The sequence below is a fragment of the Catonella sp. genome (assembly GCF_052173895.1).
In the GTDB taxonomy this organism is placed as follows: Bacteria; Bacillota; Clostridia; order Lachnospirales; family Lachnospiraceae; genus Catonella.
The window spans coordinates 75,202-90,826 of the sequence record NZ_JBQMXS010000001.1 but is presented as its reverse complement, the minus strand read 5'-3'; the positions used below and the strand labels follow the sequence as shown (position 1 = coordinate 90,826).

The window sequence follows — 15,625 nt, the reverse complement described above, 5'->3', positions numbered from 1 at the left end:
ATATCCTCCATTCATATACCATAAACTTGGAATTATAATAAAATCTTTGATTTGAGCACTTAAGCTTATATTTTAGTTTTAAATAATTATTTTTATTTGTTAACACCTGTCTGATTTAGTGAAAATTAACGTACGCTTTTAAAAATATCCATAGCCTCTTTTGACAGCTTAGTTATTTCATCCCAACGATTGCTCTTTATAAGGTCTTTTGTGCAAAGCCAAGAACCACCAACAGCAGCAATTTTATCAAATTCAAGATAAGTAGAGAGATTTGATAAACTAACTCCGCCTGTAGGAACAAATTTGATGTTAGGGAAAGGAGCGGAAAGAGCCTTTATAGTTTTAAGTCCTCCATAGTTATCAGCAGGGAAGAATTTAATAACCTTAATATCTTCTTTTATAAGTTGCATTATTTCGGTAGGGGTGACAGCTCCCGGAAGCATTAATACTCCGAGTTCTTTTGCATATCTTATTACCTCAAGATCACTTCCCGGAGAGACTATGAATTTAGCCCCTGCATCTGTGGCTGTTTTTAACTGTTCCTTTGTAAGTACAGTACCGGCACCTACTATCATTTCAGGTACATTTAGGGCGATCTGCCTGATTGACTCTTCGGCAGCCTCAGTCCTGAATGTTATCTCGCAGATATTAATTCCTCCGGCAAGCAAAGCTTTTGCTAGAGGAACAGCATTAGCTGCATCTTCCAGCACTACAACTGGAATCACCCCACAGTTTTCGATGATTTTGTACAATGACATAAATACCTCCTAAAAAATTTTATAAAAAATTACTAATAAATATTGACATCAGACTAATTATAGCATAAAATATGATATAAGTAAACGGTTACGCAAACGATAATCTTTAATTTATTTGAACTAAGAGTTTAAGTGAATAGGAAATTTACTTTTTTAAGTCGAGGGGCTGGAAATGGATGGTGATATGAAGAAGGCTTCAGGTACAGTTACCATAAAGGATATATCCAGAGAATTAGGAGTATCTTCGGTTTCTGTTCACAGAGCACTTAAGGGAAAAGAAGGAGTAAGTGATGAACTTCGTGCTAAGATTTTAGAAACTTCTAGAATAATGGGGTATGTTGAAAACTATGCTGCGGCCTCTATTAAGAGAAAAACTGAGAGAATTGCAGTAGTCCTCCCTAAAGATAAGTGGGAGAAAAAAATATACTTTGATTATATATGGCTTGGAATAAAAAAAAGTGCGAAGGATTTGAAAGGATTAAATGTAGAAATCATTCCATTTATATGTGATAACGAGGCACAACAGCTTACACAGCTGAAAGAGATTGCTAAAGAAGGCTCGGATGTGTATGGAGGAGTCATAACAATTTCGTTTACAAGAGCACCTGAAGTTTTGATGCAAATACAAAGACTGTTAGCGCAAAATACCAGAGTTATGGTTATAGATGATCACATTAAGAGTCCGGAAGGTCTTATTTGTATTCCACCACGGGAAGTGCAGGTAGGAAAGGTGGCAGCAGAATTTGCTACACTTATCACTCCTGAAGAGGGAAGGGTACTGGTATCTATTGGACGAGCTGATTCAAAAATTCATGAAGGTCGTTTGAACAGTTTCTGTGATTATATAAATCAGCACAAACCGAAGTTGCAACTGGAGTTTATAAAGGGTTATACAAGAAGCATGAACCGTAGAGGTGAGCTTTATAACAATGCCTGTGATGCACTTGACAAGTATGAGGATATATGCATTATATATGCTCTTACATCACATGATAATGCACCTTTTGTAGAAGCCCTTGAAAGAAGAAAAGAAAGCTCTAGAGTAGCATTAATTGGTACAGACTTAAATGAAGAAACCTTGGAGTTTTTAAAACAGAAAAAGATGTCTGCGGTTATAGACCAAAATCCTTATCAAAAGGGGTATATGGCTTTTAAGATTATGGTAGACTGTCTTATTAAAAATATGCCTGTGCCGGATGTGATGTTATGTAAGATTGATATTGCGCTTGAAAATAATGCTGAGATTTATAATGTGCAGTAATTAATATTTGATTATGAAAGGTTTTGTACATAGTTTATTAATTAATAAAGATGTGCAAAAAACTCATATATATGTAAACATTAAAAGGAGGAACATTTTATGAAGAAAAAGTTTTTACAGAGAATTGGGGTTGCAGTGATTTCGGGTGCTATGGTGGTATCAGCATTAGCAGGATGTGGAAATAAGGCAGATACAGGAAAAGCTACTTCCACAGGAAAGTCTGCATCTATGGCAGCAAGCAAAGCAGCAAGTACTTCTCAGACAGGTTCTGATGCAAAGAAGTTCGATGGGGTAAAGCTTGTATACTGGTCTAACTGGGAAGCTACAGAGCCACAGGGAATGGTTATAGCAGAAGCTATCGAGGCTTATGAGAAGGAGACCGGAGTTGATATTGAGGTTGAGTTTAAGGGAAGAAAAGGTATTAAAGAAGGTTTAATACCTGCACTTGATGCAAATCAGCAGGTAGACTTTTTTGACGGTGCAGGAAATAAGAGTAACTACGGTGATCGTATTATAAGTCTTGAGGATTTGGTTAAGGAGCATAATTATGAGCCTCGTACAAATCCAACAATGATATCACTTTTTAGAGGCTATAATGGTGGTGTATTGAAAGAAATACCTTATCAGTTTAAGTCGAATGCTTATCTTTATAATAAAAAACTTTTTAAGCAGGCAGGCATTGAAAAAGCTCCTGCTAACTGGGATGAGTTTTTAGCTGCTTGTCAGAAACTTAAAGATGCAGGTATAACTCCTCTTACTACTGACGATGCATATGTGCCACAGGCATTTGGTATGCACCTTGGAAGACTGGCAGGAAGTGACGGATTAAAGAAAATCGTAAATGAAAATGGCTGGGACAGACCGGAAGTTTTACAGACTGCTAATGATCTTGCAGATCTTGCAGCTAAGGGATATTTCTCAGAACTTGTTGCCTCCAACGTATTCCCTACAGGACAGAATACAGAGTATGCAACAGGCAAGGTTGCTATGTATTGCGTAGGAACATATATGGTTAATGAGGTTAAGAATATTACAGGTCCTGATTTTGAATGGGGATTCTTCGCTTATCCTGAAGTAAAGAATGGTGTAAATGGAACAGAGGCAATGGTTATTGGTGGACAGAGCTTTGCTATAACTTCTATGTGTAAGAATCAAGAAGCTGCATTTGGTTTTATTGAGAAGATGACAAGAGGCGAATATGATGAGAAGTTAGCTAAAGAGAGTATAAGCCTTCCAGCAGATGTAGAGAATCATTCTTGGCCTGAGCAGCTTGCAGATGTAAAACCTTACTTTGATAACTGCAAGGAGATTATGGGTGGAGCAGAAAGCAACCCTGACATTACACCTGCATTAAAGGAGAACTTAATTAAGCTTTACTCAGGAAAACTCACAGGTGCAGAATTTGTTGAAAACATGAAAAAGGCAGCAGGAAAATAAAGTATAGGGCCTTATTTGTGAAAAATATGTAATTTGCAGGAAAATGCGTAAATGCGCATAATAGGGCAGGCAGGTATTTCACTTGACCTGCCCATTTTTGTAAATTATATATGTATAACAGTGGTCTGTATCAGAAGGGAAAATATTTATGAAACGCAATAAAAGTATGATTTTAGCATTTACTATTCCCGGGACATTATTGTTTTTTGGAGTATTTGTTTATCCAATAATAAGAACCGTAATTATGAGTTTTTTTAAGATTATAGAAATTACGGATCCTGTTAGTAAATGGGAATTCAGGGGTTTTGGGAACTATCTGGATTTATTTAATGCTTCGTTATTCAGACAGTCGCTTATAAATATAGGAAAGATATGGACAATCGGAGGAATAACGACACTATCACTATCTTTACTGATAGCTATTATTTTAACCAGTGGAATAAGGGGAAAAGGATTTTTCCAGGCAGCAATATATTTACCTAATGTAATAAGTGCAGTAGCTATGGCTACAATGTGGATTCAGTATGCATTTAATTCTTCCTATGGATTTTTAACTACTTTTTTCAATATGCTTGGTTTAGAAAGTCTTGCAAAAATACAGTGGTTAGATGCAGAGCATAAGTTCTGGGCACTGCTCTTTTCTTACTGTTTCGGTATGATAGGACATCATATGCTTATATGGATAAGCGGTATAGAGAGAATAAGTAAAGAGTATTATGAAGCCTCAGGTATAGATGGAGCCAATAAAGTTCAGCAGTTCTTTCATATTACCCTGCCTCTATTAAGGGGTATTTTAAGAACAAATATTATTATGTGGTCTATTAGTATAGCCGGTTTCTTTATATGGTCACAGCTTTTCTCACCTCTTACAGCAGATACTTCCACAGTTGTTCCTATGGTATATATGTATACCAAGGTGTTTGGAGCAGAAACTGCGGATATAATTTCACGTGATGCCGGAGCAGGTGCAGCGATAGGTATAATTCTTTGCATTTTAGTGGTACTTATATTCAAGATTGCAAATAGAGTTCTTAAGGATGATGATTTGGAGTTTTAAAAGTTAAATTTATGAAAGGTTTTGATTATGAAAATGCTAAAAACTGCAAAAAAAGAAAAAAAATCTGCACCCTTTAATTTAAAAAAGGAAATTAAGCTTTTGCCCGGTTATATAATTTTGATTGCATGGGTTCTTTTTACAGTGGTGCTTTTAGGCTGGGTAGTGGCAGCAAGCTTGTCTACCACAGCAGATATATTTTCGGGAGATATCCTGGGATTTAAGACAGGAATTCATTTTGAAAACTATAAAAAGGCATGGGTTTCATCCAATGTTTCGGTATTCTTTACTAACTCATTGCTTTACGCTGTTTTATCTTGTACATTTCTTATTATGATTTGTGCACCTTATGCCTATGTGTTACAGAGATTTGAATTCTGGGGAAGAAAAACCCTTACATCAGCGCTCGCAGGTACTATGGGTGTTCCACTTATAATGGTAATTATCCCACTCTATACTTGGGTTGCAAGGACAGGTGTACTTGGAAATTCTTTTTCAAACAGAATAGTGCTTATAGTGCTGTTTGTGGCAATAAAAGTGCCATATACAACCACCTTCCTAATGGCATATTTTGCCAATATATCAAGTGCCTATGAAGAGGCGGCGGCAATAGATGGTTGTCATCCCGTAAAGGCTTTCTGGAAGATTGTATTTCCACTTGCACAGGGTGGTGTCGTAACTGTAACAATTTTTAATTTTATAGCAATATGGAACGAGTATTTCTTATCACTGTTATTCGTAAACTCAGAGAAACTAAGACCTGTAGCTTTAGGACTGTTCTCAATGATTAACGGAATGAAGTACAGTGGAGACTGGTCAGGCTTATTTGCATCAGTAATAATTGTGTTTATTCCTACTTTTGTTCTTTATATAGGTCTTTCAAAGAAGATTATTGGTGGAATAACAGGAGGAGTTAAGGGCTAAATATGAGTATGGGAAAAGCTGTTTCTGAAAAATATTCTATGCTTTTAGTAAACTCAATGGAGAAGGTGTTTACAGATAAAGAGCCTTTATACTTTCCTGAGCGCTGCGCTTTTCAGGGATTTTTTGGGGAAAATGTATCCTTTCAGGTAGCAATCAGGGCAGATATAAGGAGAAAAGAGAAGGTAAGGCTTAAGGTGTACAGTGATTTAAAGCCATACATAAAAGTAAGGCGTGTGGCTTTGGTTCCATCTGAATATCCGGCTCATTCGGAAAAGGACGGAAATTATCTTAAATGTACACCGGGGCTTTATCCGGATTTATTAAGAGAGCTTGACGAAGATGGAGAAACAGCTATTTTACCCGAAATTTGGCAGAGCTTTTGGATTGATGTAGATATTACAGATAAGATAAAGGGCGGTATTTACCCGGTCAGAGTCTGTGTATTAAAATATGATGATACAGTCGAAATCGAAGTTACTGCTAAGGTTGAGGTAATTCCCATACCACTTCCCAAACTCACGCTTTACCATACAGAGTGGTTTCACAGTGACTGCCTTGCTGATTATTATAAGGTTTCACCGTTTAGTGAAGAACACTGGGAAATTTTGAAAAATTTTATAGAAGTATATGTAAAGCGTGGAGGAAATACAATTCTAACTCCGGTATTTACACCACCTCTTGATACTGAGGTAGGTGGTGAGCGTACTACAGTACAGCTTGTCGGTATAACTGAGAGTGACGGAAAGTATAAGTTTGATTTTAATAAGCTTGAAAGGTGGATAGCTCTGTGCAGCGAGGCAGGAATAGAGTATTTTGAAATTGCTCATTTTTTTACTCAATGGGGAGCAGGCTTTGCACCTAAGATAATGGTAGAAAAGAATGGCAAATTAATAAGAAGATTTGGCTGGGATACCCCTGCTGTGGGTGAATATACTGTATTTTTAGAGCAGTTTATTCCAGCATTAAAGACATTTTTATCAGAAAAAAATTTGCTTGATAAAACATTTTTCCATATTTCTGATGAGCCAAGACAAGAGCATCTTAAGGAATATGAAAAAGCAAGGCTGTCGGTACTTCCTTATTTGAAGGATTGTAAGATAATTGATGCTTTGTCGGATTATAAATTTTATGAAAAAGGGCTTGTGGATATTCCGGTATGTGCGATAAATCACATAGAGCCTTTTATAGAAAATAATGTTTCGCATTTGTGGAGCTATTATTGTACCTCTCAGTATGAACTGGTATCAAACCGCTTTTTCTCTATGCCTTTAGCAAGAACCCGAATTTATGGAGTTTTGGTATATAAGTTTGGAATGGAAGGAATACTTCACTGGGGATTTAATTTTTACAATAACCAGTTTTCAAAAAAGGCAATTAATCCCTATGAAATAACTGATTGCGAGGGTAGTTTCCCTTCTGGTGATGCATTTTTGGTGTATCCGGGAGAGGGTGGAAAGCCTGAGGAGTCTATAAGACTTATGGTGATGAATGAAGCTATGCAGGATTACAGAGTACTTAAACTGCTTGAAGCTAAAATAGGAAAAACAGCGGTAATAGAGCTTTTGGAAGAGGGATTGTCAGAGCCTCTTACCTTTTTTGAATATCCAAAATCACAGGAGTATCTTATTATGCTTAGACGTAAGATAAGTAGGATACTTACAAGTGCTGAAAAGGTTTAATATGAAAATGGAAAATACAGAAGAAAGAGTATTTAGAGAATTATCTAAACTTAATGTAAATATTGAAGAAGCCAAAGTATGCTTAAAGTCAGTTGAGGTAAATCAACATTTCAGCTTTGGCACATGGACAAGCAGACAGCATTTATTTCTGGTTTTAAGAGCAGGAAATGAAAGCGGATACGGAGAATGTGTTATCAGCGTTAATAACCCTGAGGTTTCATTAGATGAAACTCATAATAATATCAATATGCTTAAGGGGTTAAGTATAAAAAAGGCATTCTCTCTTTTACGCACAAAGCGGGGTATTTTTCCTGAGAATATAGTAGAAATGGCGGAAATGGCAATAATTGACCTTGCAGGCAAATGTCTGAAAAAATCGGCACTGGATATCCTCGGAATTAAGGAGAGAAAGCCGGTTTGCGGAGTATATGTAATTCTGAGTGACAATCCTGAGGAGGTTGCTAACAAAACAGGATTTGCTATAGCTAATAAAAAGTCGGAGTTTATAAAGGTTAAATTATTTGGCGATGTAGAACTTGATAAAAAGATTATAAAAGCAGTAAGAGATAATTCTAAAAATCATAATACATTTATTATAGGGGATGTAAACGGAGGATATAAAAATATAGGAGAAGAAAAATCCTTAGAAAACATTGCAATTTGCCTTAAAGCCCTTCATGAGGCGGGACTTGATGCCTGTGAAGATCCGGCATATATAAGCAATGAAGAATGGGTAGAGATTCAAAGACAGGTTACTGATTTGCCGCTTATACCTGACTATCCCCTAAGACCGTCAAGAGAGGCGGTAAAAACTATATTGCCGGGTATGGGTGGAATTTACAATATTCATCCGGATTCATCAGGCTCTATAATAGATGCTATCGAACTGGCAAAGAGAATATATGAAATAGGTGCTAAGCTTATGATAGGTGATGACAGTCTTATAGGACCTGCGGCTACAGTGTGGCAGCAGATAGCAATAGGGCTTGGAGCAGAATGGGTAGAAGCCACCGAAAAGGAGAAGGAAAGCAGATTTTATTATGCTGCGGTGCAGGATATACCCACAGACAGCAGAAGCAATCCTATTTCAGTTAAGCCCTGCTATGGTTTTGGAATATATCTTGACGAGAAGAAGTTGTTTAATTCATAAATCAGATAGTTTGTAGTGTAATAATCTGACTTAGATGAAGCGGATAGAAGGAGAGTGAAGTAGAGAATATGAATTTGTTATTTGTTTTTGCAGATCAATGGAGAGCCGGAGCTATGGGATATGCTAATGAAGATCCGGTGTTAACTCCTCTTATGGACAGATTTTGTTCAGAGTCAACTTATTGTGATCATGCTTTTAGTACATTTCCTGTCTGCTCACCTCATAGGGCAAGTCTTATGACAGGAAAATATCCGCTATCGGCAGGATTTTTTACAAATTGTAAAAGAGGCTTACCTTTAAGACTTGGTGATGACGAGATTTGTGTAGGACAGGTGCTTAAAGAGGCAGGTTATGATACAGCCTATATAGGAAAATGGCATTTGGACGAGCCTGAGCAGAACCACTGTGAGGAGCCAAAGTCAGGTGCAAGGGACTGGGATGCATACACTCCTCCGGGAGTAAGAAGACATGGCTTTGACTACTGGTATTCTTACGGAACCTATGACATGCACTTATCGCCTCATTACTGGCAGGATACAGATGAGATGATTAAGGTAAACAAATGGTCGCCGGAACATGAAACGGATAAGGCTATCGAATATCTGTCAGAAAAAAGAGATAAATCAAAGCCGTTTGCCCTCTATATGTCTTGGAATCCTCCACATAGCGTTTACAGTGAGGTTCCTGAGGAGTATCTAAATCTCTATGATAAGGTGAAGCTTAAAAGTAATGTATGCCTGAGAGATATTCATCATCATACAGGTGAAAATGCTCTAATGACAGAGGAAGAAATGACTCTTACCACAAAGCAGTATTATGCGGCTGTAAGTGGTCTTGACAAGCAGTTTGGACGGTTGATTGATTATCTAAAAGAGAATAACCTATATGATGATACCCTTGTTATTTTATCTGCGGATCATGGAGATATGATGGGCTCACATGGACTTATGGGAAAACATGTATGGTATGAAGAATCAATCAGAATACCGTTTGTAGTACATATGCCGGGTAATGATAATAAAAAATGCAGTACCTGTATAGGAAGTCAGGATATGATGCCGACTGTCTTAGGTCTGTTAAATTGTCCTATACCTGATACGGTAGAGGGCGAAGACTGCTCAAGATTTATAAAGGGCGAAGAAGATGAGGACAGAGTAAGCTTTATCTGTGCCTCTCCGGGAAGAGCTGATTTTGTTGAAAAATTTAAAAAAGCAGGCAAAAACCCTGCAGCCTATGGCTGGCGTGGAGTAAGAACAAAAAGGTATACCTATGTGTTAGAGCTTGGCTATGATGTGATTTGTAAGCCTAAGAGGTATCTTTATGATATATTAAAAGATCCAGAGCAGAAAAATCTGCTTGATTTAGAAATTGAAGAAAATAAAGAGCTTGCAAAAAAGCTTGAAGCAGAGGTTATAGGCTGGATGAAACGTCAAAAAGACAGTTTTCTTGATAACTGGCTTAAGGAAGTAGATAATGAATAATACAGAATTGTTATGGAATGATTTTTGCAAACATTTCGTATATAAAAAAGAGGACTACCTAAAAATTGCAGATTTTTGTATTAAAAACTGCGAAGAAATGAAGGATATAGTTGTAAAGACAGCAGATGAAACTGCAGGGCATACATTTTTATTCAGACTTCCATGGGATATGGAGGCAACAAGTGAAGCAGTACATTTTGATGGAAAAATAAAATGGAATTACTGTCTTAACAAAGATCAGGAATTTATTTTTCAGCTTAACAGGCATAGATACTGGATATGTCTGGGACAGGCTTACAGGCTTTACTTAGATGATAAGTATGTTAAAGCATTTATAGCACAGTTACTTGACTGGATAAGTGAAAACATTGATATAGAAACAACTGATAAAATGCTTTGGAGAACCCTTGAAGTAGGACTACGTGCTGATTATTGGGTACGTGCAATGGCTCTTTTTGCAGACAGTTCTCTTATTACCGAAGATGTAAAGGAAAAGTTTTTCTCTGCTTTAGCTGTACATGCAAAGCATTTGGCAGAAAATCCGAAAAAAGGTTTTTCGATAAAAAGTAACTGGGGTGTAATGGAGTACACAGGATTGTATGTACTCTCACACATACTTAAAAATTTAGAGTACAGAGAAACCTCTGTTCATTTCTTAAAACTGGCATTACATACACAGATACATGATGACGGAATGCAGTGGGAAGCTTCTCCTATGTACCATAATGAGGTACTGGCTGCCTACCTTGAAGTTTTAAGAGTGGCTAAGCTTTATGAGGATGAGCCGTTTTCAGAGGAAGAAAAGCAGATTATAAGAAATATGGCTCATGCTACTTTTAAGAGAACATATCCTAACCATCATCAGCTTATGACGGGGGATTCAGATGATACCGATGTAAGAGATTTGTTAAGTCAGGCAGCAGTTTTGTTTGGTGATAAGGTGCTTAAATTTGCAGGCTTTACACATCTTGACTTTGAAGGAGCATGGCTTTTCGGGGTTAAGGGAATAGAAGATTATGAAAAGCTGGAAGCGTTAGAAATTCCTGCAGGGCTTGTGTCCTTACCGGAAAGTGGTGAGGCAATCTTAAGAAACTCCTATAATGAAGACTCTGATTTTTTGTATTTTAGAAACGGCAGTCTTGGAGGAGGTCATGGACATCAGGATAAGTTTCATATAGAACTGTGGCTTAACGGAGAGCAGATACTTAGGGATGGTGGACGATATACGTATAAAGACGTAGAAGAAAGATACATACTAAAGGGTGCAAAGGCTCACAATGTACCTCTTATAAATAACAGTGAATACGCACCTAGTGTAAATTCTTGGACTTATAAAAATCTGCCGCCTTCACTTGGTAACATTTTTACTAAAAAGGATGATTTCTTATTATTTGAAGGTGTGCACTGTGGGTACATGGAGTCCGGAGTATTGCTTAGAAGAAGAGTGGTAGCACCAAAGTCTGATATAATTATTATCAGTGATGAAATTATCGGGAATAAGGATAATGTGTTATCGCAGCATTTTGCTTTTGCTGAAAATATTAGCCTTAAAAGAGAAAATAACCTAATAATCGGCAAAGGGGATAAATGCGAATTTGTAATAAAAAGCTTTGATGAAAATGGAGAGGTAACACAGGATATAGTCAAATCTTCGGTGTCAAGGCATTATAATCAGATAGGAGAAAGTGAAGCCCTTAAGATAAATACGGAAGGCTCGTATTTTTTAACTACCATAATTGCAAAAACTGTTATGGGTGAAAAAGCAAGTATTTTAGAAGAGGAAGTATATAATTATGCCTATGATACTGTACTAAGAAAAGATGAAGTACAGGGATATTTGATTACAAGGAAAGAAGAGCAATACGGTATAGTGTTTCTTAGAAACGATGTGGGAAATACAAGCGACTTAAACGGCATAAAAGGAGTGTACGGACTTGGACAGACTATGGCTTGTGCATTTCATAAAAAGCCTGAGTATATGACAGTGCTTAGGTGGTAGTTAATACGGTATTTTGTTTAGATTACAGCTAACAAAGGACAACAAGCCTGTTACCTATGTTAGTAGGATAAAAAGGAGATTGGATAAGTGGAAAAATGGATTGATGTTGATTTATTAAAGAATTATCCGGAAACTTCGGATGAGATGGTAAAAGATGCTCTTGACACCTGTACAAAGCAGGTTAAGAACAATCTTCCTGAATTTGAGGAACATTTTCCTCCTGCAAACAGCGAAGGAAATTTTTATAAACCGGACATTAATACAGACTGGACAAGCGGTTTCTGGACAGGAGAGGTATGGCTTGCCTATGAAAATGCTGCAAATGCAGAGGACAAAGCATTATTTGAAACAGCAGGCAAAAAGCAGGCAGATTCTTTCTTAGAGAGAATTAACATAAGACATTATATAGATCATCACGATATGGGATTTTTATATATACCGTCCTGTGTTGCGGCATATCGTTTGCTTTCTTATGAGAATGCAAAAGAAGCAGCAATAAAGGCTGCTGACCAGCTTTGCAGCAGATACCGTCCTGAAGGAAAGTATATTCAAGCTTGGGGAGAAATGTGGGCAAGGGATAATGCAAGACTTATTATAGACTGTATGCTTAATGTGCCATTGTTATACTGGGCAAGTGAGGTGACAAAGGATAATCATTATGCAGATATAGCTAAAAATCATATTATTACCACAATGAAGTATGTAATAAGAGATGATGATTCAACTTGGCATACCATATTTTTTAATCCTGACAGTGGAGAATTTTCACATGGTGCTACCTGCCAGGGTTATAAGGATGCATCAGCTTGGGCAAGAGGACAGGCTTGGGGAATTTATGGAACAGCTATTGCATATAAGAATACAGGTGATAAAGAATATATTAAGTATTTTGAAAGAGTATCAAAATATTTCCTCAGCCATCTTCCAAAAGACCTTTGCCCATACTGGGATTTAAGTTTTGGAGATGGGGATGAGGCTGAGCAGCCAAGGGATTCTTCATCAGCAGCAATTGCGATTTGTGGTTTCTTAGAAATGAGCAAGTACCTTGATGAGGAGAAGGCAGCATATTATACATCAGTTGCAAAAAAACTTATGCACTCTCTTATAGAGAATTACCAGGTAAAGGATAAGAGCATATCAAATGGTCAGCTTTTACATGGAACCTATGCAAAGAAGACACCATATAACACCTGTAAGAACAGTGGTGTGGACGAATGTGTTATTTGGGGAGATTATTTCTTTATGGAGGCTCTTACAAGATTGGTAAGACAGGATTGGGAAATGTACTGGTAAATTTACTACAGGAGTAGAAAGATGATTAAATTAAAAATCGTAGGTAAAGAAGAAAGAGAAATAGCCTGTGGCTTTGAAGGAGATGACAAGGCAGAGCTTGTGTACTGCAGTGAATACCTTGACGGAGACAGGATAGTACTTGATACGGACAGAGCCGGCAGATACTGCGTGGTACGCTTTGAAGACAGTATGAGAGAGGCATTTATATACGTACCGGGCAGAAGTATGGAATTTTTTATTCCACCTGCAAACAACAGACCTAATTATTCTCCTAAAAGTTTTACAGGAGCAATGCACTATATAGAGGCACATTATGCCACAGATGAGGAAATAAGCAAGGTAAAAAATTTGGTGTTAAATGTATATGACCAGCATGAAAATGCTACATTTTATCCTCATGCATCAGCGAACGTGGAAACCAGAGGAGAGGCGGTGTTTGCAGCAAGAAATGCAGTAGATGGAATGTATGCCAATTCTTCACATGGAAGATACCCATATCAAAGCTGGGGTATCAACAGAGATCCTAATGCTGCTCTTACCATAGATTTTGGAAGAGAGGTGCTTATCAATGAACTAAGGCTTACACTTAGAGCAGATTATCCTCACGATAATTACTGGGTAAGTGCAACCGTTAGTTTTGATGATGGAAGTAAAGAGGTACTAAAGCTTGAAAAATCAGAAAAACCACAGTGCTTTAAGATAAAGGAAAAGAAGGTTAAGAGCTTTGTCCTTGACAAGCTTATAAAGGCAGAGGGCGAATCTCCATTCCCTGCACTTACACAGATTGAGGCTTGGGGAATTGAGGCATAGAAATGTAATTTTTATTTATAGAAGGAGGACAAAATGGATATAAGATATTCAGCAAATCAGAGGGATTTTAAACGTTACACTACAGAGGAAATCAGAGGAGAATTTCTGATTGAGGATTTATACAAGAAAGATGAAGTAGTAGCAGTATATTCTCATGTGGACAGAATGGTGACACTTGGTTGTATGCCTGTAGAAGAAGTAGTTTCCATCAGTAAGGGAATTGATGTTTGGGCAAACTTCGGTACCGACTATTTCCTTGAAAGGCGTGAAATCGGTATTTTTAATATAGGCGGTGCAGGTAAGATAAAGGCTGACGGTGAAGTTTTTGAAATGGGATATAAGGACTGTCTTTATATTACAAAGGGCACAAAGGAAGTAACATTTGAAAGTAACTCTCCTGATGCACCTGCTAAATTTTATATGGTAAGTGCACCTGCCCACACTTCATACAAGACTACCTTTATACCTATAGAAAAGGCAGCAAAAAAACCTCTCGGAAGCATGGAAACTTCTAATAAAAGAGTTATAAATCAGTTCATACATCCGGATGTACTTAAGACCTGCCAGCTTTCAATGGGTATGACTGTATTGGAGCCAGGAAGTGTATGGAATACCATGCCTGCACATACACATGAACGTAGAATGGAAGTATATATGTATTTTGAAGTGCCTGAAAATCAGGTGGTATTCCATATGATGGGAGAGGGTACAGAAACAAGACATATTGTTATGCAGAATGAACAGGCTGTTATTTCACCTTCATGGAGCATTCATTCAGGTGCTGGAACTTCAAACTACACCTTTATATGGGCAATGGGTGGAGAAAATCAGGCATTTGATGATATGGACAATATAGCAACAACTGATTTGAGATAGGAGAAAGATATGGAAAACATAATGAAACAGTACGATTTGACCGGAAAGGTAGCCCTTGTTACAGGTGCTTCCTACGGCATAGGCTTTGCTATTGCAAAGGGACTTGCTTCTGCAGGTGCAACTATCGTGTTTAACGATAGAAATGAAGAACTTGTGGAAAAGGGTATTGCAGCTTACAAAGAAGAGGGCATTAAAGCTTATGGTTATGTTTGTGACGTAACTGATGAGGATGCTGTAGAAGAGCTTATAAAGAAGATAGAAAATGAAGTGGGTGTGGTTGATATACTTGTAAATAATGCAGGTATTATTAAGCGTATACCTATGTGCGAGATGAAGGCAGCAGAGTTTAGAGAGGTAATAGACGTAGACCTTAATGCACCATTTATAATGTCTAAGGCTGTAATTCCTAGCATGATTAAAAAGGGACATGGAAAGATTATAAATATCTGTTCTATGATGAGTGAGCTTGGAAGAGAGACAGTAAGTGCGTATGCTGCAGCAAAGGGTGGTCTTAAAATGCTTACAAAGAATATTGCATCCGAGTTCGGTGAGCATAATATACAGTGTAACGGAATAGGGCCGGGTTATATTGCGACACCTCAGACTGCTCCTTTAAGAGAAAAGCAGGCTGACGGTTCAAGACATCCGTTTGATTCATTTATTATAGCTAAAACTCCTGCAGCGCGTTGGGGAGATCCTGAGGATTTGGCTGGTCCTGCAGTATTTTTGGCATCAGATGCATCTAATTTTGTAAATGGTCATATTCTTTATGTAGATGGAGGAATACTGGCATATATTGGAAAGCAGCCTTGATAAATATAATAATAGCGTATTTACACCATAGGTAGCAGCCGTATGTATTATCTTATCTATGCCTATGGAGTGATATAAATAACATCTGTG

At 37.5% G+C, this 15,625-nt stretch carries 13 protein-coding genes; 12 read left to right on the top strand and 1 reads right to left on the bottom strand.

The window, feature by feature from the left end; translation table 11 throughout:
• Positions 1–125: 125 nt before the first annotated feature.
• Complete coding sequence (locus ACTTG8_RS00380; RefSeq protein WP_442560169.1) at positions 126–758, bottom strand: bifunctional 4-hydroxy-2-oxoglutarate aldolase/2-dehydro-3-deoxy-phosphogluconate aldolase; 633 nt, start codon at positions 756–758, stop codon at positions 126–128.
• Positions 759–930: 172 nt separating this feature from the next.
• On the opposite strand from ACTTG8_RS00380, the gene ACTTG8_RS00375 reads away from it, so the two are divergent.
• The 12 genes from ACTTG8_RS00375 to ACTTG8_RS00320 all read left to right on the top strand — a co-directional run bounded on the left by ACTTG8_RS00375 (position 931) and on the right by ACTTG8_RS00320 (position 15,535).
• Positions 931–2,019, top strand: coding sequence for a substrate-binding domain-containing protein (locus ACTTG8_RS00375; protein WP_442560168.1), 1,089 nt, complete (start codon positions 931–933; stop codon positions 2,017–2,019).
• 99 nt (positions 2,020–2,118) lie between these two features.
• Complete coding sequence (locus ACTTG8_RS00370) at positions 2,119–3,456, top strand: ABC transporter substrate-binding protein (RefSeq protein ID WP_442560167.1); 1,338 nt, start codon at positions 2,119–2,121, stop codon at positions 3,454–3,456.
• A gap of 148 nt (positions 3,457–3,604) precedes the next feature.
• On the top strand, positions 3,605–4,513 hold the full coding sequence (locus ACTTG8_RS00365; RefSeq protein WP_442560166.1) for a carbohydrate ABC transporter permease: 909 nt from the start codon (positions 3,605–3,607) through the stop codon (positions 4,511–4,513).
• A 27-nt stretch (positions 4,514–4,540) separates the two neighbouring features.
• Positions 4,541–5,434 (top strand): carbohydrate ABC transporter permease, encoded by an 894-nt coding sequence (locus tag ACTTG8_RS00360; protein WP_442560165.1) that lies wholly within the window; start codon positions 4,541–4,543, stop codon positions 5,432–5,434.
• 2 nt (positions 5,435–5,436) lie between these two features.
• Positions 5,437–7,113 carry a DUF4091 domain-containing protein gene (locus ACTTG8_RS00355; RefSeq protein WP_442560164.1) on the top strand — a complete coding sequence of 559 codons (1,677 nt, stop codon included), beginning with the start codon at positions 5,437–5,439 and terminating at the stop codon, positions 7,111–7,113.
• A gap of 7 nt (positions 7,114–7,120) precedes the next feature.
• Positions 7,121–8,263 carry a hypothetical protein gene (locus ACTTG8_RS00350; protein ID WP_442560163.1) on the top strand — a complete coding sequence of 381 codons (1,143 nt, stop codon included), beginning with the start codon at positions 7,121–7,123 and terminating at the stop codon, positions 8,261–8,263.
• 68 nt (positions 8,264–8,331) lie between these two features.
• On the top strand, positions 8,332–9,744 hold the full coding sequence (locus ACTTG8_RS00345) for a sulfatase family protein (protein ID WP_442560162.1): 1,413 nt from the start codon (positions 8,332–8,334) through the stop codon (positions 9,742–9,744).
• A complete protein-coding gene (locus ACTTG8_RS00340) occupies positions 9,737–11,743 on the top strand; it encodes a heparinase II/III family protein (protein WP_442560161.1) in 2,007 nt (668 codons plus the stop codon). Before ACTTG8_RS00345 ends, ACTTG8_RS00340 begins: the two co-directional genes overlap by 8 nt.
• Before the next feature lie 87 nt (positions 11,744–11,830).
• Positions 11,831–13,036 carry a glycoside hydrolase family 88 protein gene (locus tag ACTTG8_RS00335; protein WP_442560160.1) on the top strand — a complete coding sequence of 402 codons (1,206 nt, stop codon included), beginning with the start codon at positions 11,831–11,833 and terminating at the stop codon, positions 13,034–13,036.
• A 21-nt stretch (positions 13,037–13,057) separates the two neighbouring features.
• On the top strand, positions 13,058–13,846 hold the full coding sequence (locus ACTTG8_RS00330) for a carbohydrate-binding protein (protein WP_442560159.1): 789 nt from the start codon (positions 13,058–13,060) through the stop codon (positions 13,844–13,846).
• A 33-nt stretch (positions 13,847–13,879) separates the two neighbouring features.
• Positions 13,880–14,722 (top strand): 5-dehydro-4-deoxy-D-glucuronate isomerase, encoded by an 843-nt coding sequence (gene kduI, locus ACTTG8_RS00325; RefSeq protein WP_442560158.1) that lies wholly within the window; start codon positions 13,880–13,882, stop codon positions 14,720–14,722.
• Between the two features lie 9 nt (positions 14,723–14,731).
• A complete protein-coding gene (locus tag ACTTG8_RS00320) occupies positions 14,732–15,535 on the top strand; it encodes a gluconate 5-dehydrogenase (RefSeq protein ID WP_442560157.1) in 804 nt (267 codons plus the stop codon).
• Positions 15,536–15,625 lie beyond the last annotated feature (90 nt).